The organism is Zoogloea oryzae (genome assembly GCF_030161255.1).
In the GTDB taxonomy this organism is placed as follows: domain Bacteria; phylum Pseudomonadota; class Gammaproteobacteria; order Burkholderiales; family Rhodocyclaceae; genus Zoogloea; species Zoogloea oryzae.
In genome coordinates, this window is record NZ_BSPX01000076.1 from 1 (window position 1) to 21,400 (window position 21,400).

Here is a 21,400-nt window from a genome sequence, read left to right on the forward strand (position 1 = left end):
GCACTCGACGCTGGGCTACCTGCCGCCCACGGCCTATGAACGGAAAACCGCAGTACAGCACCCTATCGAGGTGTCCGGTATTACTTGACCACTACATACTTGGTGGGGTCCTGTTGCGGAAGTTTGTAGCCGACATCAAAGAACCGCTGCAGATAAGCCGTTCCATCAAACCCCTCCCCATACACCGCCTTGACCGAATGGGCGAGCTGCTCGATGTTGGTGGCGACCACGAAGCACAGCCCGGGAATGTTGAATACGTGTTTGAGCCCTTCCAGTAGTTCTACCGCGAACGTCGGGCGGCAGCGGTCCAGTTCGTCGATGAAGACGAACATCGGGAGTTCGACTGCACTGTTGTCCGCCAGATAGCGCAAGGTCCGCTCGATTTCCTTCCGGAAGTCGGCGATGAGCGCCTTGCGTTTGGTGCTCTCGGCCAGCAGTGATTTGAAAAGCGCCTCCGACACCGTGTCCTTGGCCGAATCGAGTTGCTCGTCGAGCCTGGTTTCGCCGTCGTTGGACGATTCGGATTCGGTCGCAATGTCGGCAACCGCGCCGATGAAGCCGGGTGCATGTTTTTCCACTACCGCCCGCCCCAGTGCCTTGAGCGTCGGCATGACCGCCTTGCCCAACTTGCGGACGCCATCGGCAAGGGCTTTCTCCGCTTCGAAGGCCACCGGCAGCTTCTTGATTTCGGCGTCCAGTGCGTGCTTGAAAGCGGCCATGAAGGCGACGATGGGGTCGGTGTCGAAATCGGAAGTCCAGGCGTCGAACAGGAAGACCGGATTGCGTGCTTCCTGCTGAAGGGCCGCCATCCATGTTTGCAGGAAAAACGTCTTCCCCTCGCCCCATTTCGCATCGATGGAGATGCAGAAGGGCGTCAGCGTCTGTGCCCCATCCCTTTCGGTGACGCAGCGATTGCGCAGGTAGGTGGTGAGGAAGTCGGCGTAGGGCTTGCGTCCGAGCCGGTCGTCGGCCCAGACGTCCCTGGGGGTGTCGTTTGCTTGTTCGGTGGTCATGGGTTTTCCCTGTTCATGCTTTTGGCAATATTCTCGCTGCTCGGGGCATCGGGAGAAAGGGTGTTGGCTGGCGGGTTGCAGTAGGTCGGACTTCAGTCCGACAACCCCTGCCTGCTCAAGCTGTGCTGTCGGACTGAAGTCCGACCTACAGGGCTGCCCCTGCGTGGTCTGCGGCCGTGCCCGTTCCCGCCCAGGCCGTCATCCCCCAGAATGGGCGCCTGTTTTCATTGCGATGCACTGCCCATGTCTTCCACGCTTCTTTCCTGCGGTCTGCTGGTCATCAACGAACGGGGTGAGTTGCTGGTCGGGCATTCCACTGGCAGCACCCACTGGGATCTGCCCAAGGGGCTGATCGACCCGGGGGAGACGCCGCTCGGCTGTGCGCTGCGGGAGGCGCAGGAGGAGTTCGGGCTGGCGTTCGCGCCCGGGCGGCTGGTGGACCTGGGGCGTCATGCCTATTACCGGGGCAAGGATCTGCACCTGTTTGCGGTGGGCACAGATTCGGCGGCCACGCGGCCGGAGGCGTGCGTGTGCGTGAGCTTCTTCGATGACGAGCGCACGGGGCGGCGGTTGCCGGAGATCGATGCCTTCGCCTGGGCGGATGACGAGGTGCTGGGCCTGCGGCTGGCGGCGAGCATGCGGCGACTGCTGCTGGGGAAGGGCGTGCTGGCCGAGGCGCGAGGGCGGATCGTCGCTCTGTAGTTACCCGTTTTGGGTGCATCAAAGCCCCTTTATTGGCTGTGGGTATTTGTTTGTCGTTGTTGGCGCGTGCCCCCTTGAGTACACTGCCCGCCCATGTCATCGGGTTAATGCTGAAGGGGCGGGGTTTGGTCGAGGTGGAGTGGGAGGGGTCGGGGGTCGTGCGCCGCTTGTCGGGGGTGGTGACGATCGACGACCTGGACGTTTCCGCCGCGCAGATCCAGGGTGACGAGCGGATCGACCGCCTGCGCTATGGCATCCATGACTTTCGTGACGCCATCGACATCGACGTGCTGGACGATGACATCGAGTTCATGGCGATGCGGGCGGTGGTGGCGCTGGAGCGGAACGTGGTGATCCGCATTGCCTTTGTGGGCGATCACCCGGTGATCCACAAGCTGATCGAGGCCTTCAACCGCTTTGGCCGCGGGCGGGTGCCGTGCCGGCGCTTCGATTCGATGGCCGCCGCCCGGTGCTTTGCGACGCTGTATTTCTGAGGCGCCGGGTGGGGCTTTCCGGCCGCTGCCGGTGGGGCGGCCATCCCGCTGGCGTTGCGCGGCTTGCCCCGCACCCCGGCCGGCTCGGATAATCAATGCCTCTTTCCCTTCCCAGGAGCGCTTCGATGCAACCCACAACCCCCGCCCGTCGCCGTCTTGCCGTCCTCTCCCTCGCCGCCGGTGCGCTGTGTGTGCTGGGGAGCGGGCTTGCCCAGGCGCAGACCCCGGCCTATCGCGCCGAGTACCGGCTGTCCACCACGCTGGGCACGGCGTTTCCGTGGGGCCAGGCGGGCGAGCGCTGGATCGAGCTGGTGAAGGAGAAGACCCAGGGCCGCATCAACATCAAGCTGTACTCCGGCAACTCGCTGGTGGGCGGCGACCAGACCCGCGAGTTCACCGCGATCCGCCAGGGCGTGATCGACATGTCGATCGGCTCGACCATCAACTGGTCGCCGCAGATCAAGGAGCTCAACCTCTTCTCGCTGCCCTTTCTGATGCCCGACTACAAGGCGATGGACGTGCTGACCCAGGGCGAGGTGGGCAAGGAGCTGTTCGCGGTGCTCGAGAAGCGCGACGTGATCCCGCTGGCGTGGGGCGAGAACGGATTCCGTGAGCTGTCGAATTCCAAGCGCCCGGTGGCCACCCCGGCTGATCTGAAGGGCATGAAGTTCCGCGTGGTGGGCTCGCCGCTCTATAACGAAACCTTCACCGCGCTGGGCGCCAACCCCACCCAGATGAGCTGGGCCGACGCCCAGCCGGCGCTGGCCTCGGGCGCGGTGGATGGCCAGGAGAACCCGCTGTCGGTGTTCGTCGGCGCCAAGCTGCCCACCGTCGGCCAGAAGCACCTGACCCTGTGGCACTACGTGGCCGATCCGCTGATCTTCGTGGTGAACAAGAACGTCTGGAACAGCTGGACCCCGGCCGACCGCGAGGCGGTGAAGCAGGCCGCGCTGCAGGCCGGCCGCGAGAACGTCGAGAAGGCCCGCAAGGGCATCGCCGGCACCGACAACGCGGTGCTCAAGCAGATCGAGGCGGCCGGCGTCACCGTCACCCGCCTGACCCCCGAGCAGCGCGCCGCCTTCGTGCAGGCCACGCGGCCGGTGTACGACAAGTGGTCCAGGCAGATCGGCGCCGATCTGGTGAAGAAGGCCGAAGCGGCCATCGCCAGGCGCTGATCAGCAGCCCCCTGTAGGTCGGACTTCAGTCCGACATCACGGGCTGAACGAGGCGTTTGTCGGACTGAAGTCCGACCTACAGGATCGTTCAGCCCATGATCTCCCTCCATCCACGATTTTCCCGCCCCTCATGTCCCCACCCGACAAGACCGCCCCAGGCGGCAAGTTCTCCCTTGGCACCATCGAGCGCTTTCTGATGGCCGCCTCGATGGGCGTGCTGTGCCTGCTCACCATGGCCAACGTGCTGGTGCGCTACTTCACCGACATCTCCTTCGCCTTCACCGAGGAAATCTCGGTGGCGCTGCTGGTGGTGATGACCCTGGTGGGCGCGTCCCACGCCTTTGCCAGCAACCACCACATCGCCATCACCTTCTTCGTGGATCGCTGGCCGAAGTTCAAGCCGCTGGCCCACCGGCTGGCGGTGCTGTGCTCGCTGGTGATGTTCGGGCTGCTGGCCTGGTACGGCGTGCTGATGGCCTGGGACGACTACAGCTTCGAGGTCACCTCGCCGTCGCTGGGCGTGCCCCAGTGGTGGTACACGGTGTGGCTGCCGGTGCTGTCGATGCTGATCGTGCTGCGCCTCGTGGCGTTGCTGCTGCGGAGGGCGCCGTGATGGACTGGCTGCTCTTCGGGCTGTTTGCGGGGCTGATGCTGGCCGGCGTGCCGCTGGCGGTGGCGATGGGCCTCGCCGGCGTGGCGGTGGTGGCTGCGGCCGACCTGGGCATGCTGTCGCTGCCCACCAATGTTTACACCGGCATCGCCAAGTATCCGCTGATGGCGATCCCGGTCTTCGTGATCGCCGGGCTGATCTTTGAGCGCGCCGGCGTGGCGGCGACCATCGTGCGCTTCGCGTCGGCGCTGGTCGGCCAGCGGCGCGGCAGCCTCGCCATCGTGGCGATCCTGGTGGCGATGATCCTGGGCGGCATCTCGGGCTCCGGCCCGGCGGATTCGGCGGCGGTGGGGGCGGTGATGCTCCCGTCGATGCTCAAGGCCGGCTACCCGCGCTCCTTCACCGCCGGGGTGATCGCCGCGGCGGGCTCGACGGACATCCTGATCCCGCCGTCGATCGCCTTCGTGATCTACAGCCTGCTGGTGCCCCAGGCGTCGGTGCCGGCATTGTTTGCGGCGGGGATGATCCCCGGCATCCTGTCGGGCCTCACGCTGATCCTCGTGGCCTGGGCGCTGTCGGTGAAGCACGGCTTCGAGGCCGAGGTGGATGAAGCCCGCCCGCCCTTCTGGCAGAGCCTCAAGGATGCCGGCTGGGGCCTCGCGGCGCCGGTCATCATTCTGGGCGGCATGCGCAGCGGCTTCTTCACGCCCACCGAGGCGGCGGTGGTGGCGGTGTTCTACGGCCTGGTGGTGGGCATGGTGATCTACCGCTCGCTCACCTGGAAGGACGTGTACGGCGTGCTGGTGGAATCCGCCGAGATCTCGTCGGTGATCCTCACCGTGGTGGCGCTGGCCAGCGTCTTCGCGTGGGGCAGCAACACCCTGGGCACCTTCGACCACCTGGCCGCCGCGCTGCTCGGCACCGGGCTGTCGGAGATCCCGATGCTGCTGTCGATCCAGCTGCTGCTGTTGATCGCCGGGATGTTCCTCGACGCCATCTCGATCTACTTCATCTTCCTGCCGCTGCTGGTGCCTATCGCCACCCACTTTGGCTGGGATCTGGTGTGGTTCGGGGTCATCATCACCATGAACATGGCGCTGGGCCAGTTCCACCCGCCGCTGGGCGTCAATCTGATGGTCACCTGCCGGATGGCCAACGTGACGATGGAATCCACCGTGCCGTGGGTGCTGTGGATGATCGCCGCGATGGCCGGCACCATGCTCCTGGTCACCTTCGTGCCCGACATCGCCCTGTGGCTGCCGCGCCACCTGGGGTATCTGTAATGCAGTGCACAAGCGCGTAGCAGAAAATCGCACCGGGCCGTAAAGTTGCGGCACATCACGTCGCTATAATCGGCCCGGAATGCGTATTTCCCCTTCACGCCTGCCATGAAGACCAGGACCACACTCTACGATCTGCTCGGACTGCCGCCGACGGCGACCGAGGCCGACATCCATGCTGCCCAGCTCCGGCTGGTTCGTCACTATCAGTCCGGCCCCCACGGCATGGATCAGGTGGACGCCGACAACCAGATCAAGGTGGTCAAGGAGGCCTGCTGGATTCTGTCCGACCCCGGCCGGCGCGCCGCCTACGACGCCAGCCTGGCGCCCACCCAGCCCGAGCTGCCGCCCGGGCTTGACGTGCCTGCCGGCGTGCTGCCGGTGGATCTGCCACCGCCCCGCGTCTTCAAGCCCCGCTCGCCCCTGCGCACCATGCTCACCGTGATCGGCGGCCTGCTGGCGGTGGCGGTGGGCATCCAGATCTTCATGTCCATCTTCGCCCTGCGCCAGATGTCCCCGGTCGACAACGGCGCCATGAACGCCGCCCAGGCCCGGGCCGCGGCGGCCGAGCGGCGTCAGATGTACGGCGACCTCACCGACGACGAGATCGCCCGCCAGGCCACCGAGGAGCGTCGCCGCCGCGAGGCCTACCAGCAGGCCGAGGCCGAGCGCCGCGCCGAATACGAACGCCGCGAGGCCGAACGCCGCCACGAGATGGCGCTGGCCGAACGCAAGCAGTACGCCGATCAGGTGACCAACAGCGTGGAGCGCGCCGAAGAAGAAGCCCGCCGCAAGGCCGAATGGGAGCGCCAGCAGAAGGAAGCCCGCGATCGCGCGGAAGAGGCCCGCGAACAGGCCCGCCTGGAGCAGCGCCTGGCCCGCGAGCGCGCCCGGCTGGGCATGGGCTCCAGCTACTGACAACCTCGCCCCGTCGGTTTCGGGGCGCGCAGGACGGCTTTGCGGGATAATCCGGCATGACTTCCACGCCGCTCCCGCCGCCGGACGACGCTTCCGGCTCCGACCCCGTCTTCGTTCCGCCCCCCGCCGCCATCGCCGCCGCGCCCTTCGACACGCTCGGGTTGCCGCCGGCGGTGCTCGCCAACCTGGCCCGCCTCGGCTACCACGCCATGACGCCGATCCAGGCCGCCAGCCTGCCCGTGGCGCTGGCCGGGCACGATCTGATCGCCCAGGCCAAGACCGGCAGCGGCAAGACGGCCGCCTTCGGCCTGCCGCTGCTGCAGCGCCTCGACGCCCGACGCTTCGCGGTGCAGGCGCTGGTGCTGTGCCCCACCCGCGAGCTGGCCGAGCAGGTCGGGCAGGAGCTGCGCCGCCTCGCCCGCGCCGAAGACAACATCAAGATCCTCACCCTCTGCGGCGGCTCGCCGATCCGCCCCCAGGCCGACAGCCTGGCCCACGGCGCCCACGTGGTGGTGGGCACGCCCGGCCGGCTGATGGACCACATCTCCCGCGGCAGCCTCAAGCTCGACGCGCTGGCCACGCTGGTGCTCGACGAAGCCGACCGCATGCTCGACATGGGCTTCTTCGACGACATCGCCTACGTCGCCAAGGCCTGCCCCAAGCACCGCCAGACCCTGCTGTTCTCGGCCACCTACCCGGAAGGCGTGGTGCGGCTGGCCCGCCAGTTCATGCGCCAGCCCCAGGAGATCGCGCTGCCCGAGCAGCACGAGGCCGACAAGATCCGCCAGCGCTTCTTCGAGGTGGCGCCGGACCAGCGCCTCGCCGCCGTGGGCCTGCTGCTGCGCCACTACCGCCCCGAAAGCACGCTCGCCTTCTGCAACACCAAGCAGCAGTGCCGCGATCTCATCGACGTGCTCCATGCCGAAGGCTTTCACGTGCTGGCGCTGCATGGCGAGCTCGACCAGCGCGACCGGGATCAGGTGATGGTGCAGTTTGCCAACCGCAGCTGCTCGGTGCTGGTGGCCACCGACGTGGCGGCCCGCGGCCTCGACGTGGCCGGGCTGGAGGCCGTCATCAACGTGGACGTGACGCCGGACCCGGAGGTGCATGTCCACCGCATCGGCCGCACCGGCCGCGCCGACCGGGACGGCTGGGCCCTCAGCCTCGTCGGCCCCAACGAGAAGAACCGCGTCGCCAACATCGCCAGGACCAACGGCTTCGAGCCGGTGTGGGAATCCATCGCCGATCTGCATGCCGAAGACCAGCCCGTGCCCCAGCCGCCGATGGTGACGCTGCAGATCCTCGGCGGGCGCAAGGAGAAGATCCGCCCCGGTGACGTGCTCGGCGCCCTCACCGGCGAGGCTGGCTTTACCGCCAGCCAGGTGGGCAAGATCAACGTGAACGACCAATCCACCTACGTGGCGGTCGAGCGCGGCATCGCCCGCCAGGCCCTGAAGCGCCTCGCCGACGGCAAGATCAAGGGCAAGAAGGTCCGCGTCTTCCTGCTCGACGAGTAAACTCGGCGCCTTCGCCAGACATCGCTCCCATCATGGCCGACACCCCATCCCATCGCTTCACGGAGCCGGAGATCGCCGGCGTCTACCGGGCCATCGCCGAGCGGCGCGACATGCGCCACTTCCGCCCGGACCCGGTCGACCCGGCGCTGCTCAAGCGCCTGCTGTGGGCCGCCCACCACGCCCCCAGCGTGGGCTACATGCAGCCCTGGCGCTTCATCCGCATCACCGACCGCGCCCTGCGCGAGCGGATGCACGAACTCGTCGAGGTGGAACGCCGCGCCACCGCCAAGGCGCTGGGCGAGCGCGAGGACGACTTCATGCGGCTGAAGGTGGAAGGCCTGCTGGACGCCGGCGAGGTGATCGTCGTGGCCCTGGCGGACGGCCGCGAGAAGCACGTCTTCGGGCGCCGCACGCTGCCCGAGATGGACCTCGCCTCGGTGGCCTGTGCGATCCAGAACATGTGGCTGGCGGCCCGCGCCGAGGGCATCGGGCTGGGCTGGGTGTCGATCTTCGATCCGCTCGAGCTCGCCACGCTGCTGGGCATGCCGGAAGGCGCCCGCCCGGTGGCGATCCTGTGCATCGGCCACGTGGAGCAGTTCTACCCCCGCCCGATGCTCGAGATGGAACACTGGGCCGAGCGCATGCCCATCGAGACGGTGCTGGCCGAGAACGTCTGGCCGGAGCCTTCAGCGGGCTGAATCGTCCGCCTGTCGGCGCCGGGCGACTAGCCAGATCCCGCCCATCAGCAGCACCACGCAACACAGCAGCGCCCAGCCGCGCAGCAGCAGGGTCGTCGCGTCGGCGTCATCGCCGCTGCCGTGCAGCATGCCGGCGGCCACCGCCAGAGCGACCAGCACCGCCACGCCCGTCGCCGCCCGGCCATACAGGCGGGCCAGCGGGTAGCAGGCCAGCGCCGCGTTGAGCGTGGCGGCGAGGAATCCCTGGCTGATCTGTACTGCGGTGGTCAGCGGGCCGGCTTCCGGCAGTGGCATCAGCGTCGTCGCCACGCTCATCGCCAGGCCGTACAAAAACACGCCAACCAGCATCACCACCGGCAGCAGGGCCACGCGCAGTGCGATGCCGGCGCGGCTCACGAACCGGCGACCATGTCGCCCGGCAGGTCGGCTGCGGGTTGCGTGCCGAGCGGCAGCAGCTTCTGCAGGGTCTGGATGTAGCGCTGCAGCGCGGCGAGGCCGGTGGGCGTCAGGCTGTAGCTGGTCTGGGCGCGGCCGGGGCCTTCGCTGCGGCGCAGGCTCACGTAGTCGGCGGCGATCAGCTTCTTGAGGTGCGATTCGAGGTTGCCGTCGGAAACCTGCAGGTTGCGCTTGAGTTCGGAAAAGCTGGCCTCTTCGCAGCCGGCCAGGAAGGCGGCGATCTGGGTGCGCAGGGGCTGGTGTAGGAGCGGGTCGAGGTTGTCCATGGGGCGGCCCGCCGGGTGGCGGGCGTGGGTTGGGGTGTTTCAGGTCTTGATTGCCGGGGGGCGGGCCGGATGCTGGTCTGCCGCCCGGCGGAAGGCGTCGCCTACTTCAGGTTGAATTCTGCACGCATCGAGCCGGGATTGCGCCCGTCCTTCTCGCCGGGCACGGCGATCTCGAAGTGGCCGCCGACCAGCTGGTTGCCGGCTTTCCAGGTCTTGCCGTCGAGGCTGGCCCAGTGCTTGTAGGTGTACAGATCCTGCTTGGTGCGCACGGTGAGCAGGCCGCGGGCTTCTTCCTGCAGCAGGCTGCCATGGATGCGCGTCTCCACCGGCAGCGGCGCGCCGGCGGGGTAGAGCAGGATGAAGGGCTGGCCGGCAGGCGGCGTGTCGCCAAAGCGCACGACCGGCAGGCGGGCCATCTCGTCGCCGCCGGGGGGAATGCCGGCGCAGGCGGTCAGCGCGCAGGCGCCGAGGATGCTGAGGGTGCGGAGGATCATCGTGGTGCTCCTGGGTGAGGGAAGGGATCAGTTGCGGGGATGGCCGTGGAAATCCACCACCAGCGCCGACTCCACCACCGGGCCGGCGGTGGGGTCGAGGCGAGCGCGGATCCACGGGATGGAGATCCAGCGGGTCTCGCGGGCGAGCTGCCACGGCTCGCCGGGCAGTCGCAGGTCGCCGGTGGGCGCGCCGTCGCGCAGCAGGATGTCCACCGGCTGGTCGAGGGTGAGGGGCAGTACGGCATCCGGCGCCGGGCGGAACAGATCCCCGGACACCGCAATCTTCACCGGCACCGCCTGGCCCGCAGGCAGGCGGACGATGCTCTCGCCAGCCGGGGCGGCGCCGGCGCGGTAGTCGGAAAGCGACGTGACCGGCAGCTCCGGCGGCAGGTTGGCGGCGGCGAGGCGATGGGCGGCCAGCGGTGCCGCCAGCACCATCACCGTCCACCCGGCGGCCTGGCCCAGGCGCACCGCGAAGGGCCGCGTGCGGCCGTGGTCGAGGAGCAGCGACAGCAGCGGCAGGCCGATGCCGAACACCGCGGCGGCGATCCACTTCATCGTCTCGAAGGGCAGCCGGGCGGCGAGGCCCGCCACGCCGATGGCGATGATGATGCCGCCGGTCCATTCGAGCACCTCTTCTGAGAACAGGCCGTGGACGTACAGCGCCAGCCCGATCATCACCAGCCACACGGTGCACAGCATGTAGGCGCCGCCGTAGAAGAAGGTGGCGAAGGTGAACAGCGTGCCGACCGCCATCAACAGCCACAGCAGCTTGACCACCTGGCGGTGGATGAACGACCAGGTCTCGTCCCGCGCGGCCTTCACGCGGCGGGTCAGGTGCCAGTCGGCAAAGCCGGTGCCGCCCAGCACCGCGACGAGCAGCAGCAGCCAGGCCACCGCGCGGCTGGCGGTGTCGGGGATCTGCTCGGCGGTGAATACCAGATCGCTCGCCGCGAACAACCCGGCGCCGGCGAGGCCCCACAGGATCAGGCTGTGGCGCTCCATGCGCAGGTTGCGCTGGCCGCGGGTGAGCATGGACTGGATGCTGTCGAGCTGGCGGGTGATCGGATCGGCCATGGTCGGATATTCCGTGAGGTTTTACTCTGCGGTTCAGAGTTTATTGCTCTGAAATTCAGAGTGTCAACCCCCAAGGTGCACGGCCCCTGCCTGGTCGCCCCCGAGCCGCTACAATGCCGCCTCTTTTCCATCAGCACGGATGTACCCCGCCATGTGGTTCCGCAACCTCCAGATCTACCGTCTTCCCGAAAACTGGGCGCTTACCGCCGACACGCTGCAGGAAAAGCTCGCCGCCCGCCCTTTCCAGCCCTGTGGCAGCCAGGACATGGCGAGCCGCGGCTGGAGCTCGCCCACCAAGGACGACCGCTTCGTGCTGCCGGTGAAGGGCCATTTCCTCATCTCGCTGGCCGTCGAGCAGAAGCTGCTGCCCTCGTCAGTCGTCAATGACGTGGCCGCCGACAAGGCCGAGATGATCGAGGCCCAGCAGGGCTACAAGCCCGGCCGCAAGCAGATGAAGGAGATCAAGGAAGCGGTGCTCCAGGAGCTGCTGCCCCGCGCCTTCACCCGCCGCCGCCGCGTGTTCGCATGGATCGACCCGGTGGGCGGCTGGCTGATCATCGACGCCTCCAGCCCGGCCCGCGCCGAGGAAGTCCTCGAAGCGCTGCGCGACACCCTGGACGAGCTGCCGGTGAAGATGGTCAAGACCAAGCTGTCGCCGGTGTCGGTGATGACCGGCTGGCTGGCCGCCAACGAAGCCAGCGGCAACTTCACCATCGACCTGGACTGCGAACTGCGCGCCGTCACCGACGAGAAGGCCGCCGTGCGCTACGTGCGCCACGCGCTGGACGGCAAGGACGTGCAGGACCACCTGGCCGCCGGCAAGCTGCCGACCCGCCTCGCGCTGACCTTCGACGACCGGGTGAGCTTTGTGCTCACCGAGAAGATGGAGATCAAGCGGGTCGCCTTCCTCGATATCATCAAGGAAGAAGCCGACAAAAACGCCGAATCCGCCGACATGCAGATGGAGGCAGACTTTGCCCTGATGAGCGGCGAACTGTCGCGCCTGATCCCCGCGCTGCTGGAGGTGCTGGGGGGCGAGGACAAGGAAACGGTGATCTGACCCGCGGCCGGGCTGCCGGCGTCAATCGAAAGTGCCGTCAGGTGTCGGAATTTTTAACACCTGGCGGCATTTTTTCGTCCTCCGTTCTGCACAGGCTGCCCAGAACGGGCGCCTGACGAATTTTTCAATTCGTTGATTTTTATAAATACCCAATTCGGGCTTTTGGCCGGGATTTTCCCCGAAAAGCGCGTGCTGCAATGTTCTCGGTCATTTTGGGCAGGCGCGCCCAAAATGCAGGACAGGGGCATCTTGTGTTTTTTGGCATGGCTTATGCGTCTTTGCGGATAACGCTCGCCAGAGGGTGGGTGTAAGCACATCTGACCGCATCGGGAGGTTTGTCCATGTCGAAGAAATCCGAATTCTCGAAATCCACCGGGCTGCGCCGGCTGGCCGGCATGATCGGGGTGAGCGGCGCGTTGTTCGCCGCGGCGCCGGCCCACGCGCTGCTGGTCAATATGCAGAACTTCAACAGCCTGGCCGACTTCACCCTCAACGGCGTCACCGCCACCATCGACACCGGCGGCGTGGGCGTGGTGGGCCCCAATGTCGGCGACGAGCGGGTGCTGCGCCTCACCAACAACTACGCCCAGTCGGGCAGCGCCTTCCTGACCAATGCCATCTCGCTGGCCTCGGACGCGTCGTTCTCGAGCTATTTCGAGTTCCAGTTCACCAACCAGGGCAATGGCGGCGCCGACGGCATCGTGTTCACCGTGCAGACCGTGGCCAATACGGCCGGTGGCGGCGGTGGCGGGATCGGTTACGACGGGCTCGCCAACAGCGTGGGCGTCGAGTTCGACAACTGGAACAACGGCCCCTGCGACGGCAACAACGACAACCACGCCGGCATCAACCTGTCGGGCAGCGTGTGCTCGGTGGTGCGTGCCGACACCCTGCCGGCCCAACTCGACAGCGGCAGCATCTTCCACGCCTGGGTGGATTACAACGGCGTGACCGACAGCCTCGAGGTGCGTCTGGCCCTCAACGACACCCGCCCGGCGGCCGCGTTGATGAGCTACACCGTCGATCTGGTGTCGGTGCTCGGCACCACCAACGCCTTCGTTGGCTTCACCTCGGGCACCGGCGCGGCCACGGCCGACCATGACATCCGGCGCTGGGTGTTCAACAGCGAATTCGCCCCGGTGGTTGATCCGACCAATCCGGGCGGCGGCAGCGTGCCCGAACCTGGCATCCTGGCCCTGATGTTGAGCGGTCTCGGCTGGTTTGGGGTGCGTCGTTTGCGCGGCTGAGTCAGCCCCGGCTCAACCGTCCGGCGGCCTTGCGGCCGCCGTTTTTCATGGGCGGGTGGATTCGTCGAAGCCCATGAACTGCGCGGTGAAGCGGGCCTTGCCGGTGGCGAGGAAGCGCTGGAAGTCCCATTCGCCGGGGCCAAGCCGGCTGGCGAACTCGGGCTTGAAGACATAGGTCCAGGCGGCGAGCGAGCGGCCGTCGGCGGTGCGCACGGTTACCTGTTCGCGGGTGTATTCGTCGCCCTCGAAGTGATCGATGCGCGCCCAGGCGGCGTCGGGCAGATCGAGGTAGAGCACGCCCTCCACCCGGCAGCCGGGGGCCGGCTGCATGCCCGGGTATTCCTGCCCGATCACCGGCCCGCGCCGGTAGCCGTCGAGGGTGGCGGCGACGAAGGGTGCGCGGGCGGCGCACACGGCGCCCATGATGTCCTCGCACATCAGCGAGCCGTAGGTGAAGCAGTGGGTGGGGGCGGGCGGCATCGGGGGCTCCGGGAAATGGTCAGGATGCGGGCAGGAGGCGCTCGCGCAGCACCGCGGCGGCGGGCTCGGTGGCCACCAGGATCAGCTTGAGGGTGGCGCGGGTAGCGCCGACGAAGAGGCGTCGGATGGCGGCGTCATCGAGGGTGGTGAAGTCGATCTCGGTGAGGATCACGCAGGGGGCGGCGCGGCCCTTGAAGCGGTGCACCGAGTCGATGAGGATGTCGCCGTCGGTGAGGATGGGGTTGCCGAGCAGGTCGTAGCGGCCGGTGGGCGCCTTGAGCGGGAAGTTGCCCAGCCGGGTGAGGGGCGTGAGCAGCGAATGCTCGCGGCCGCGGTAGGTGACGAGGGCGATGTGCGGGCGCTTGAAGCCCAGCCCGACGGCGCGGGTGAGGGCGCGGGTCGAGGCGGCGGCGAGATCATCCGGGCCGGCGTAGCTGATGATCTCCACCTCGGCGCCGGACACCGGGCTGCCGGCTTCCACGGGCCGCCCGGGCAGCAGCCGGTTGAGGCTGGCGAGGATGTCCCGCGGGCTGCGGTAGTTGGTGTCGGCGTGGAGCGTCACCCAGCCGGGCAGATCGACCGGCGGGCGGGCGTAGAGGTTCTGCAGCGGGTCTTCGAGCCACCAGGCGCGGCCGCCGGGGCGCAGGAAGCGCAGCAGGTTGCGGGCCCAGCCGGCCTGGAAATCCTGGCCTTCGTCGATGATGAGCTCGTCCACCTGGTCGGCATCGATGGGCTGGAGGCTGTCGAGGGCGGCTTCGAGGCGGGCGAAGGCGTCGGGCCGGGTGAAATCCGGTGCGTCACCGCGGGCGCGCAGCAGGCGGTCGGCGAGCTGGTGGTAGGTGACGACGATGCCGCCGGGCGGGGCGATCAGCGCGATGTGGTCGGCCAGCGGGCGGTTGTAGCAGACGTACATGGGGCGCCGGCCCGCGGCCAGGGCGTCGCGGTAGGCGGCCATCGCCAGCTGGGTCTTGCCCGATCCGGCGGTGCCCACCACGCGCAGGCGGAAGGGCGTGAAGTCGATCCGCCGCGCCCAGTCGGCCAGCCCGCCGGCGAGCCGGGTGTACAGGGCGTGGGCCTCGCCGACGATGGCGTGCACCTCGGGCACCAGCTCCAGCACGTCGCCCAGGAAGCGCTCGACCTTGGCCCGGTTGATGAGCCGCGGGCCGCTGGCGGGCAGGATGGCGCGGATCACCTCGATCAGATACGGGCGCCGGGTGGCGTCCACGATGCGCGCCGGGTCGATGCCGGCCGTGCCGGGCGAGCGCACGGTGTAGTCGGGGCAGAACAACAGGGCGTCCACCTCGATGGGATCGCCGTCGCACACGGCGCGCAGCCGGTTGGTGAGGGCGTCCACGTTGCGGGCGAGCTGCATCGCCACCTGCTTGTCCTTCTGGCCGTAGCGTTTGACCAGGCCGCCGGGCGTCTCGGCCAGAAAGCCGGATTTCTGCTCGACCAGCAGCAGCTTGCCGGTGGGGCCGACGATGGCGAAGTCGATCTCGCCGACGATGGCGTGGCGGCCCTGGTGGATGCGCGTCCAGTGCACGCCGTGGAAGATCGTGTAGTCGTCGGAGAGGCCGTCGGCGAGCTGGGCGAGGGTCTCGATCTCGCGCTGGGCGGCGCCGGTGGCGGCCAGCTCGCGCCAGCCTGCGGGATGAACGATGGCCATGGGTGTCGACGGGTGGGTTGTCGGGGGCGTTTGGGGTACAGTGGCCCGGATGACGTCCGGGCAGCCGGATGTGCCTCATTCTGTCAGAAAGGAGCCCCTGATGCGCTACCGCAACGCCTTTGCCACGATCGTCCTCGGCCTTGCCGCCACCCACGCCGCCGCCGACGAGGTGGGCTGCGTGACCACCACCTGGAAACTCATCGGCGCCAACCACAAGGTGTGCGTCGAGGCCTTCCACGACGCCAGGGTGCCGGGCGTGACCTGCCACGTGAGCCAGGCCCGCACCGGCGGCGTGTCGGGCAGCCTCGGGCTGGCCCAGGACCCGTCGCAGTTCTCGCTGGCCTGCCGCCAGACCGGCCCGATCACCCTGCCGGCCAAGCTGCCCGAGAACGAGGTGGTGTTCTCGGAGGACACCTCGCTGGTGTTCAAGGAGACGCGCATCGTGCGGATGTTCGACAAGGCCAACAACACGCTGGTGTACGTCGCCATCAGCCGCAAGCTGATCGACGGCGCGCCGGCCAACAGCATCTCGACGGTGCCGGTGATGCCCTGGGGCGCGAAGTAGCGCCGGATCGGCCGGCTCAGGTTCCGTCGCGGGTCGGCGGCACGCTGTCGGTCTCGGGGTCGATGTCGAGGCCCCAGTCGCCGAAGGTGTACCAGTCTTCGCCCAGCATCTCGGCCGGGTGAAGCGTGCGGCCCGAGCCGTTGCCGCAGGCGAGGGCGTCCGTCGGGCAATACTTGTCGCAGCCCCAGCAGATGCGCTCGGGGTGCTTCGGGTGCAGGGGAAACTTCTTGGCCATGGCGTGGCGCTGGAGTAGTTGAGTGTTTTGCTCGGATATCGGTAGCTTACCCCCGCCAGCCGGACGCGCTTTGATCCACGCTAACAAAACGCGGCGCTGGTGCCCGTCCGCGGTGCGATCAGCCCTGCGCCGTTGATACCCGTCAAGGTCATGGCGCCCGGGCGGCGGTGACAATCGGGCCATCCCTTACCGAGGCTGCCGTCATGTTCCGCATCTCCGCTTATCTCCGCGAAATCGCGGCGCCCACGCCGATCGGGCCGAAGCGCAACCCGCCGGGTCCGGTGGTGATCTGGAACCTGATCCGCCGCTGCAACCTCACCTGCAAGCACTGCTACTCGATCTCGGCCGACACCGATTTTGCCGGCGAGCTTTCGACCCACGAGATCTTCCGCACCATGGACGACCTCAAGGCCTTCCGGGTGCCGGTGCTGATCCTCTCCGGCGGCGAGCCGCTCCTGCGCCCCGACATTTTCGAGATCGCCGGGCGCGCCAAGGCGATGGGCTTCTACGTGGGCCTGTCGTCCAACGGCACGCTGATCGACGACAGCAACATCGAGCGCATTGCCGCCGCCGACTTCGACTACGTGGGGGTGAGCCTCGACGGCATCCGCGAGACCCACGACAAGTTCCGTCGCCTCGACGGCGCCTTCGACCGCTCGCTGGCCGGCCTGCGCCGCTGCCGCGAGCTCGGCGTGAAGGTGGGCGTGCGCTACACCATGACCCAGGACAACGCGTCCGACCTGCCCGGCGTGCTGCAGCTGGTGGAAGACGAAGGCATCGACCGCTTCTATTTCTCGCACCTCAACTATGCCGGCCGCGGCAACAAGAACCGCGCCGACGACGCCCGCCACATCCTCACCCGCGACGCGATGGAGCTGCTCTTCGAGACCGCCTGGGATTGCGAAAGGCGCGGCCTCGACAAGGATTTCACCACCGGCAACAACGACGCCGACGGCCCGTTCTTCCTGCAGTGGGTGCGCCGCCGCTTCCCCGAGCGGGCCGCCCACATCGAGGCGAAGCTGATGCAGTGGGGCGGCAACTCCAGCGGTATCAACGTCGCCAACATCGACAACCTGGGCAACGTGCACCCCGACACCATGTGGTGGCACCACACGCTGGGCAACGTGCGCGAGCGCAAGTTCGGCGACATCTGGACGGATGTCTCCGACCCGCTGATGGCCGGCCTCAAGCAGTCGCCCCGGCCTGTTACCGGCCGCTGCGCCGAGTGCCGCTACCTCGTCATGTGCAACGGCAACACCCGCGTGCGCGCCCAGCAGCTCACCGGCGACCCGTGGCAGGAAGACCCCGGCTGCTACCTCGACAACGCCGAGATCGGCGTGGCTGACGATGCGGCGCGGCTCGAGGTGAAGCCGTGGGTGCGCCTGCAGCCGGCCGCCTGATCCGCCCAGCGTCATCCCGGCCCCGAACCCGTCGGGCCCCGCCCGATCCACACCGAATGCGCGCCATGAAGATTTCCAGCCTGATCCTCGCCGCCCTGTTCGTCGGCAACCTGGCGCCGGCCGCTGCCGCCGACGCCCCCGCGCTCTACACCCAGCACTGCCTCTCCTGCCATGGCGCCGGCCGCCTCGGAGGCATGGGCCCGGCGCTGCTGCCCGAGAGCCTCGAGCGCCTCAAGCGCAAGGACGCTGTCGCCACCATCCGCGAAGGCCGCGCCGCCACCCAGATGCCGCCCTTCGGCCAGACGCTCCAGCCCGACGAGATCGAGGCGCTTGCCGGCTGGATCTACTCGCCGGTGAGCCCGGCGCCGGCCTGGAGCGAGGCCGACATCCGCGCCTCGCGCACCGAGCCCTTCCCGCCCGGCAGCCTGCCCGACGCGCGCCAGGGCGACGTGGCCAAGGCCGACCCGATGAACCTGTTCATCGTCGTCGAGGCTGGCGATCACCACGTGAGCGTGCTCGACGGCGACCGCATGGAGCGCATCTTCCGCTTCCCGTCGCGCTACGCCCTGCACGGCGGGCCGAAGTTCACGCCGGACGGCCGCTACGTGTTCTTCGCCTCGCGGGACGGCTGGGTGAGCAAGTTCGACATCTGGAACCTGAAGGTCGTCGCCGAGGTGCGCGCGGGCATCAACACCCGCAACGCGGCGGTGTCGTCCGACGGGCGCTTTGTTGCGGTGGCCAACTATCTGCCGGGCAACGTGGTGATCTTCGATGCCGACCTCAAGCTGCTCAAGGTCATCGACGGCGCCAACCTCAAGGGCGACGCCGCCTCGCGCATCTCGGCGGTGTACGACGCCGCGCCGCGGAAGAGCTTCATCATCGGCCTGAAGGATCTGCCGGAAATCTGGGAAGTGTCCTACGACCCGGCCGCCAAGCCCTTCTTCAACGGCTACGTGCACGACTACAAGATGGGCGAAGCCATCGCCACGCCGGGTTATCTCAACCCGCGCCGGACGGTGCTCGACGTGCCGCTGGACGACTTCTTCTTCACGCAGGATTACGCCAACCTGGTCGGCGCCAGCCGCGAAGGCCGCGGGCAGGTGGTCAACCTCGACGTGCGTCGCCCCATTGCTGCGCTGGATCTGCCCGGCATGCCGCACCTGGGCTCGGGCATCTCGTGGCTACGCGACGGCCGCCGGGTGGTGGCGAGCACCAACCTGAAGGACGCCCAGGTGAGCGTGATCGACATGCAGAACTGGCAGACGCTGGCGACGATCCCCACGCTGGGCCCGGGTTTCTTCCTGCGCAGCCACGAGAACAGCCCCTACGCGTGGGTCGATTCGATGATGAGCCCGACGGCCAGGGACACCCTGCAGGTGGTGGACAAGCAGCAGCTCAAGGTGGTGGCGCAGATACGGCCCGAGCCCGGCAAGACCTTCGCCCACGTGGAGTTCGACCGCTACGGCCGCTACGTGATCGCCAGCCTGATGGAAAAGGATGGCGCGCTGATCTTCCTCGACGCCAGCACCTTCAAGGAAATCAAGCGCCTGCCCGCCAGCAAGCCCATCGGCAAGTACAACCTCTTCAACAAGATCCAGCGTTCGGAAGGCACCAGCCACTGAGGGCCGCGCGGGCCGTCAGCAGCCCAGCGTGAAGCGGCGGTCGTGGGCCGCGCGGCGGCGGGCGGCGAAGTGGTCCATCATCGGGCCCGACTGGGGCTGGCGCATGCTCGTGTCGATGTCGCGGATCACCGCCAGCCAGTGTTCGCATTCGGCCGCCTTCCGGTCGGTCTCGTCGTGCTGGCGGGCAGCCGGCCGCGGTGGCGGCGGCACCACCGGCCGGTCTGCCACCAGGCGTTCGTACTGTTCCTGATAGCTCGCGGTGGGCGAGCCCGGTGGCGGCGTGCGCAGGGTGATGACTTCCTGCGCCTCGCCCGGCGCGCAGGGGCGATCGGAGAAGGTCGGCGTGCCGCCCCGCAGGCAGCGGTAGGCCTGGTCCGGCCGGGCTGCGGGTGGCGGTGGTGGCATCGGGTTGGCCAGCGCCGGCGGCGGGGCGACGGGGGCGGCGGCCGGTGTCGGGGTTTCGGCGGGGGCTTCGGGGGCGTGCGGATGCTCCGCCGACCACCACGCCGTTGCCGCGGTGAGCAGCAGGGCGATGAGCAGGACCGGGCCTTCCTTCATCCGCGATCGAGCGCCGGGCGGGCCATCAGCAGCCCAGCGCCATCCGTTTTTCCACGTAGGTCCGGCGGCGGTTGAGAAGCTGTTCGGCCGAACCCGGTGACTGGGGGTGGAGGAGGGCGGCGTCCACGCCCTCGATCACTTCCTGCAGCTCGGCGCACAGGGCAGCCTTGTCGGTGGCGTCGCTGGCGGCGTGGACTTCCAGCCGCTCGGGCGCGGCCGGCGGTGGCACCGGGCTGGGCGAGCGGGCGGCCGTCTGCTGGTGGGGGAAGGGGCTCTCCGTCTGCGGAGCGGCGCTCCAGCCTTCGGTGCGGAAGTGATCTGACCAATAGGCGATGCCCGCCGCCAGGGCCAGGGCGGCGAGCAGGGCGGAACCTTCCTTCACGATTGAGTCTCATTCGGCATGGCCGCGAATTTATCACCCATTCCGGGCCTTCGTATGCGACCTGCACCACGCCAACCGTTCATCAGCTTGACCGCGCTCAAGGTTCACCGGGGGCGAATGGGCCAATCTGGTGTCCGCACCGGCGTTTCCGCCACTTTTTCCAGAGCATCCCATGACCGATATCACCACGCCCATCATTGTCGACGCCCGCGGTCTGATGCCGCCGGAACCCCTCAACCTGACCCTCGAGGCCCTCGACACCTTGCCGCCGGACGGCGAGGTGATCCTGATGTTGTATCGGGAGCCGGGGCCGCTGTACGACATCCTGCGGCGCAACGGATACACCCACCGCACCGAATCCACGGACAGCGGGGAGTTTCACATCCACATCCGTCACGCGGCCGCCCCCTGAGGCGGCGTTTCAGTCGTGGAGGGCCAGCTTGGCGGCGTCGTGGATCACGATGTGCTTGCCCTGCACCGAGATCAGGCCGGCTTCGGACAGCTCGTGGAAGATGCGCGAGAGGGTTTCCGGCGTCAGGCTGAGGCGCGAGGCGATCACCTGCTTGCTGGTGGGCAGTTCCACCTCGTGACGCCCGCCCGGCGCGCAGGGGGCGCTTTCGGCCAGCTGCAGCAGGTAGCCGATGACCCGCTGGGTGGACGAGCGCAGCGCGTAGGATTCCACGTCGCGCACCATCGAATGCAGGCGGATCGACATGCCCGCCAGCAGCTTGCGGGCAAAGCGCGGGTCCTGCTCGATCTGGTCGAACACCGCGCCCGCGCCGATGTGCAGCAGCAGGGTGTCGGAGAGCGCCTCGCCGAGCACCGGGTAGGGCTGGTCGAGGAACATCACCGCCTCGCCGAAGCTCTGCAGCGGGCCGAGGATCTCGACGACCTTCTCGTTGCCCTGGGCCGAGGTGAAGGCCAGCTTGATCTGCCCCCACACGACCAGGAAGAAGCCCTTGGGGTGTTCGCCCCGCTGGAACAGCCGTTCGCCTTTCTGCAGCCGTTTTTCCCGCGAGGCCGCCGCCATGTGGGCGAGGTCTTCGGGCGACAGGGCGCTGAACAGGGGCATCCGGCTCAGCAGGCCGGGGATGTCGATCTTGTCGTTACTCATGGCGGACTTTCAACGTGGGCGGCGTCAAGCCCTTGATTCTAACCCCGGGCGCGCGCTTCACAGCCGGCCTTGCGGCCATTTGCTGACTTTTTGACTCATCAAACATGGAAAAGCCCATCCAGCTCCAGTCCCGACCCGCCGCGCCGCCCCCGGTGCCGCCCGCGCCCGCGTCCCGTGCGGCGATCCTGTTCGCCGCGCCCCACCGGCCGATGTTTCTCGCCGGGGCGGTGCAGAGCGTGCTGGTCTTCCTCCCGTGGGTGTGGGAGCTCCTCGCCCGCACCGGCGCCGTGGCCGGCCCCGCGTGGCCGTGGCCGCCGGGCTGGGTGCATGGGCTGTGGGCGGCCTACGGGGTGTTTCCGTTCTTCGTGTTC

General features: G+C 68.2%; 25 protein-coding genes and 1 pseudogene. 15 read left to right on the forward strand and 11 right to left on the reverse strand.

Annotated features, from left to right (window positions below; genetic code table 11):
• Nucleotides 1-80 precede the first annotated feature (80 nt).
• On the reverse strand, nucleotides 81-1,013 hold the full coding sequence (locus tag QQK25_RS18945) for a KAP family P-loop NTPase fold protein (protein ID WP_284189350.1): 933 nt from the start codon (nucleotides 1,011-1,013) through the stop codon (nucleotides 81-83).
• A 243-nt stretch (nucleotides 1,014-1,256) separates the two neighbouring features.
• On the opposite strand from QQK25_RS18945, the gene QQK25_RS18950 reads away from it, so the two are divergent.
• The 8 genes from QQK25_RS18950 (at nucleotide 1,257) to bluB (ending at nucleotide 8,407) form a co-directional block, all read left to right on the forward strand.
• Nucleotides 1,257-1,715, forward strand: coding sequence for an NUDIX domain-containing protein (locus QQK25_RS18950; protein WP_284189351.1), 459 nt, complete (start codon nucleotides 1,257-1,259; stop codon nucleotides 1,713-1,715).
• 158 nt (nucleotides 1,716-1,873) lie between these two features.
• Nucleotides 1,874-2,209: a hypothetical protein gene (locus QQK25_RS18955; protein WP_284189352.1), complete on the forward strand. Its 336-nt coding sequence runs from the start codon at nucleotides 1,874-1,876 to the stop codon at nucleotides 2,207-2,209.
• Nucleotides 2,210-2,334: 125 nt separating this feature from the next.
• On the forward strand, nucleotides 2,335-3,384 hold the full coding sequence (locus tag QQK25_RS18960; protein WP_284189353.1) for a DctP family TRAP transporter solute-binding subunit: 1,050 nt from the start codon (nucleotides 2,335-2,337) through the stop codon (nucleotides 3,382-3,384).
• Between the two features lie 130 nt (nucleotides 3,385-3,514).
• Nucleotides 3,515-3,997 (forward strand): TRAP transporter small permease, encoded by a 483-nt coding sequence (locus QQK25_RS18965; protein ID WP_284189354.1) that lies wholly within the window; start codon nucleotides 3,515-3,517, stop codon nucleotides 3,995-3,997.
• On the forward strand, nucleotides 3,997-5,277 hold the full coding sequence (locus tag QQK25_RS18970) for a TRAP transporter large permease (protein ID WP_153162531.1): 1,281 nt from the start codon (nucleotides 3,997-3,999) through the stop codon (nucleotides 5,275-5,277). Before QQK25_RS18965 ends, QQK25_RS18970 begins: the two co-directional genes overlap by 1 nt.
• A gap of 105 nt (nucleotides 5,278-5,382) precedes the next feature.
• On the forward strand, nucleotides 5,383-6,192 hold the full coding sequence (locus tag QQK25_RS18975; protein ID WP_284189355.1) for a DnaJ domain-containing protein: 810 nt from the start codon (nucleotides 5,383-5,385) through the stop codon (nucleotides 6,190-6,192).
• Nucleotides 6,193-6,248: 56 nt separating this feature from the next.
• Entirely contained in the window at nucleotides 6,249-7,709 is a 1,461-nt protein-coding gene (gene dbpA, locus QQK25_RS18980) for an ATP-dependent RNA helicase DbpA (RefSeq protein ID WP_284189356.1), read from the forward strand.
• A gap of 32 nt (nucleotides 7,710-7,741) precedes the next feature.
• On the forward strand, nucleotides 7,742-8,407 hold the full coding sequence (bluB, locus tag QQK25_RS18985; RefSeq protein ID WP_284189357.1) for a 5,6-dimethylbenzimidazole synthase: 666 nt from the start codon (nucleotides 7,742-7,744) through the stop codon (nucleotides 8,405-8,407).
• On the opposite strand, the gene QQK25_RS18990 is transcribed toward bluB, so the two are convergent.
• The 4 genes from QQK25_RS18990 to QQK25_RS19005 form a co-directional block, all read right to left on the reverse strand.
• The gene (locus QQK25_RS18990) at nucleotides 8,396-8,803 is read right to left on the reverse strand and encodes a hypothetical protein (protein ID WP_284189358.1); all 408 of its coding nucleotides are present in this window, start codon (nucleotides 8,801-8,803) and stop codon (nucleotides 8,396-8,398) included. The genes bluB and QQK25_RS18990 overlap by 12 nt on opposite strands.
• On the reverse strand, nucleotides 8,800-9,129 hold the full coding sequence (locus QQK25_RS18995; protein ID WP_284189359.1) for a transcriptional regulator: 330 nt from the start codon (nucleotides 9,127-9,129) through the stop codon (nucleotides 8,800-8,802). The genes QQK25_RS18990 and QQK25_RS18995 overlap by 4 nt, the downstream gene beginning before the upstream one ends.
• A gap of 101 nt (nucleotides 9,130-9,230) precedes the next feature.
• Nucleotides 9,231-9,623 carry a hypothetical protein gene (locus QQK25_RS19000; protein ID WP_284189360.1) on the reverse strand — a complete coding sequence of 131 codons (393 nt, stop codon included), beginning with the start codon at nucleotides 9,621-9,623 and terminating at the stop codon, nucleotides 9,231-9,233.
• A gap of 27 nt (nucleotides 9,624-9,650) precedes the next feature.
• Nucleotides 9,651-10,700, reverse strand: coding sequence for a hypothetical protein (locus tag QQK25_RS19005; protein WP_284189361.1), 1,050 nt, complete (start codon nucleotides 10,698-10,700; stop codon nucleotides 9,651-9,653).
• A gap of 151 nt (nucleotides 10,701-10,851) precedes the next feature.
• Between QQK25_RS19005 and QQK25_RS19010 the strand changes: the two genes are divergently transcribed.
• Both QQK25_RS19010 and QQK25_RS19015 read left to right on the forward strand, forming a co-directional pair.
• Nucleotides 10,852-11,760, forward strand: coding sequence for a recombination-associated protein RdgC (locus tag QQK25_RS19010; RefSeq protein WP_284189362.1), 909 nt, complete (start codon nucleotides 10,852-10,854; stop codon nucleotides 11,758-11,760).
• Between the two features lie 341 nt (nucleotides 11,761-12,101).
• On the forward strand, nucleotides 12,102-13,007 hold the full coding sequence (locus QQK25_RS19015) for a lectin-like domain-containing protein (protein ID WP_284189363.1): 906 nt from the start codon (nucleotides 12,102-12,104) through the stop codon (nucleotides 13,005-13,007).
• 45 nt (nucleotides 13,008-13,052) lie between these two features.
• On the opposite strand, the gene QQK25_RS19020 is transcribed toward QQK25_RS19015, so the two are convergent.
• Both QQK25_RS19020 and QQK25_RS19025 read right to left on the reverse strand, forming a co-directional pair.
• Entirely contained in the window at nucleotides 13,053-13,487 is a 435-nt protein-coding gene (locus tag QQK25_RS19020; RefSeq protein ID WP_284189364.1) for a gamma-glutamylcyclotransferase family protein, read from the reverse strand.
• A gap of 19 nt (nucleotides 13,488-13,506) precedes the next feature.
• Nucleotides 13,507-15,153: an ATP-binding domain-containing protein gene (locus QQK25_RS19025; RefSeq protein WP_284189365.1), complete on the reverse strand. Its 1,647-nt coding sequence runs from the start codon at nucleotides 15,151-15,153 to the stop codon at nucleotides 13,507-13,509.
• Nucleotides 15,154-15,253: 100 nt separating this feature from the next.
• Here QQK25_RS19025 and QQK25_RS19030 point away from each other — a divergent pair, with 100 nt between their 5' ends.
• On the forward strand, nucleotides 15,254-15,718 hold the full coding sequence (locus QQK25_RS19030; RefSeq protein WP_284189366.1) for a CreA family protein: 465 nt from the start codon (nucleotides 15,254-15,256) through the stop codon (nucleotides 15,716-15,718).
• Between the two features lie 16 nt (nucleotides 15,719-15,734).
• Here QQK25_RS19030 and QQK25_RS19035 read toward each other — a convergent pair whose 3' ends face one another.
• Nucleotides 15,735-15,953 (reverse strand): DUF3079 domain-containing protein, encoded by a 219-nt coding sequence (locus tag QQK25_RS19035; RefSeq protein ID WP_153162519.1) that lies wholly within the window; start codon nucleotides 15,951-15,953, stop codon nucleotides 15,735-15,737.
• A gap of 203 nt (nucleotides 15,954-16,156) precedes the next feature.
• On the opposite strand from QQK25_RS19035, the gene nirJ reads away from it, so the two are divergent.
• Entirely contained in the window at nucleotides 16,157-17,353 is a 1,197-nt protein-coding gene (gene nirJ / locus QQK25_RS19040) for a heme d1 biosynthesis radical SAM protein NirJ (protein WP_284189367.1), read from the forward strand.
• 56 nt (nucleotides 17,354-17,409) lie between these two features.
• Nucleotides 17,410-18,975, forward strand: coding sequence for a cytochrome D1 domain-containing protein (locus QQK25_RS19045; protein ID WP_438696527.1), 1,566 nt, complete (start codon nucleotides 17,410-17,412; stop codon nucleotides 18,973-18,975).
• A 15-nt stretch (nucleotides 18,976-18,990) separates the two neighbouring features.
• Here QQK25_RS19045 and QQK25_RS19050 read toward each other — a convergent pair whose 3' ends face one another.
• Entirely contained in the window at nucleotides 18,991-19,533 is a 543-nt protein-coding gene (locus tag QQK25_RS19050; RefSeq protein WP_284189369.1) for a hypothetical protein, read from the reverse strand.
• A gap of 25 nt (nucleotides 19,534-19,558) precedes the next feature.
• Nucleotides 19,559-19,915, reverse strand: coding sequence for a hypothetical protein (locus QQK25_RS19055; RefSeq protein WP_284189370.1), 357 nt, complete (start codon nucleotides 19,913-19,915; stop codon nucleotides 19,559-19,561).
• Between the two features lie 172 nt (nucleotides 19,916-20,087).
• Between QQK25_RS19055 and QQK25_RS19060 the strand changes: the two genes are divergently transcribed.
• Nucleotides 20,088-20,327 carry a sulfurtransferase TusA family protein gene (locus QQK25_RS19060; RefSeq protein WP_284189371.1) on the forward strand — a complete coding sequence of 80 codons (240 nt, stop codon included), beginning with the start codon at nucleotides 20,088-20,090 and terminating at the stop codon, nucleotides 20,325-20,327.
• Nucleotides 20,328-20,336: 9 nt separating this feature from the next.
• Here QQK25_RS19060 and QQK25_RS19065 read toward each other — a convergent pair whose 3' ends face one another.
• Complete coding sequence (locus QQK25_RS19065; protein WP_153162514.1) at nucleotides 20,337-21,029, reverse strand: Crp/Fnr family transcriptional regulator; 693 nt, start codon at nucleotides 21,027-21,029, stop codon at nucleotides 20,337-20,339.
• A 104-nt stretch (nucleotides 21,030-21,133) separates the two neighbouring features.
• Here QQK25_RS19065 and QQK25_RS19070 point away from each other — a divergent pair.
• Nucleotides 21,134-21,400: pseudogene (locus tag QQK25_RS19070) on the forward strand (hypothetical protein); the annotation flags it as partial.

Coding starts and splice junctions, on each gene's coding strand:
- QQK25_RS18945 (WP_284189350.1), bottom strand. CDS start 1,013: ATGACCACCGAACAAGCAAACGACACCCCCAGGGACGTCTGGGCCGAC.
- QQK25_RS18950 (WP_284189351.1), top strand. CDS start 1,257: ATGTCTTCCACGCTTCTTTCCTGCGGTCTGCTGGTCATCAACGAACGG.
- QQK25_RS18960 (WP_284189353.1), top strand. CDS start 2,335: ATGCAACCCACAACCCCCGCCCGTCGCCGTCTTGCCGTCCTCTCCCTC.
- QQK25_RS18965 (WP_284189354.1), top strand. CDS start 3,515: ATGTCCCCACCCGACAAGACCGCCCCAGGCGGCAAGTTCTCCCTTGGC.
- QQK25_RS18970 (WP_153162531.1), top strand. CDS start 3,997: ATGGACTGGCTGCTCTTCGGGCTGTTTGCGGGGCTGATGCTGGCCGGC.
- QQK25_RS18975 (WP_284189355.1), top strand. CDS start 5,383: ATGAAGACCAGGACCACACTCTACGATCTGCTCGGACTGCCGCCGACG.
- dbpA (WP_284189356.1), top strand. CDS start 6,249: ATGACTTCCACGCCGCTCCCGCCGCCGGACGACGCTTCCGGCTCCGAC.
- bluB (WP_284189357.1), top strand. CDS start 7,742: ATGGCCGACACCCCATCCCATCGCTTCACGGAGCCGGAGATCGCCGGC.
- QQK25_RS18995 (WP_284189359.1), bottom strand. CDS start 9,129: ATGGACAACCTCGACCCGCTCCTACACCAGCCCCTGCGCACCCAGATC.
- QQK25_RS19000 (WP_284189360.1), bottom strand. CDS start 9,623: ATGATCCTCCGCACCCTCAGCATCCTCGGCGCCTGCGCGCTGACCGCC.
- QQK25_RS19005 (WP_284189361.1), bottom strand. CDS start 10,700: ATGGCCGATCCGATCACCCGCCAGCTCGACAGCATCCAGTCCATGCTC.
- QQK25_RS19010 (WP_284189362.1), top strand. CDS start 10,852: ATGTGGTTCCGCAACCTCCAGATCTACCGTCTTCCCGAAAACTGGGCG.
- QQK25_RS19015 (WP_284189363.1), top strand. CDS start 12,102: ATGTCGAAGAAATCCGAATTCTCGAAATCCACCGGGCTGCGCCGGCTG.
- QQK25_RS19020 (WP_284189364.1), bottom strand. CDS start 13,487: ATGCCGCCCGCCCCCACCCACTGCTTCACCTACGGCTCGCTGATGTGC.
- QQK25_RS19025 (WP_284189365.1), bottom strand. CDS start 15,153: ATGGCCATCGTTCATCCCGCAGGCTGGCGCGAGCTGGCCGCCACCGGC.
- QQK25_RS19030 (WP_284189366.1), top strand. CDS start 15,254: ATGCGCTACCGCAACGCCTTTGCCACGATCGTCCTCGGCCTTGCCGCC.
- QQK25_RS19035 (WP_153162519.1), bottom strand. CDS start 15,953: ATGGCCAAGAAGTTTCCCCTGCACCCGAAGCACCCCGAGCGCATCTGC.
- nirJ (WP_284189367.1), top strand. CDS start 16,157: ATGTTCCGCATCTCCGCTTATCTCCGCGAAATCGCGGCGCCCACGCCG.
- QQK25_RS19045 (WP_438696527.1), top strand. CDS start 17,410: ATGCGCGCCATGAAGATTTCCAGCCTGATCCTCGCCGCCCTGTTCGTC.
- QQK25_RS19050 (WP_284189369.1), bottom strand. CDS start 19,533: ATGAAGGAAGGCCCGGTCCTGCTCATCGCCCTGCTGCTCACCGCGGCA.
- QQK25_RS19060 (WP_284189371.1), top strand. CDS start 20,088: ATGACCGATATCACCACGCCCATCATTGTCGACGCCCGCGGTCTGATG.
- QQK25_RS19065 (WP_153162514.1), bottom strand. CDS start 21,029: ATGAGTAACGACAAGATCGACATCCCCGGCCTGCTGAGCCGGATGCCC.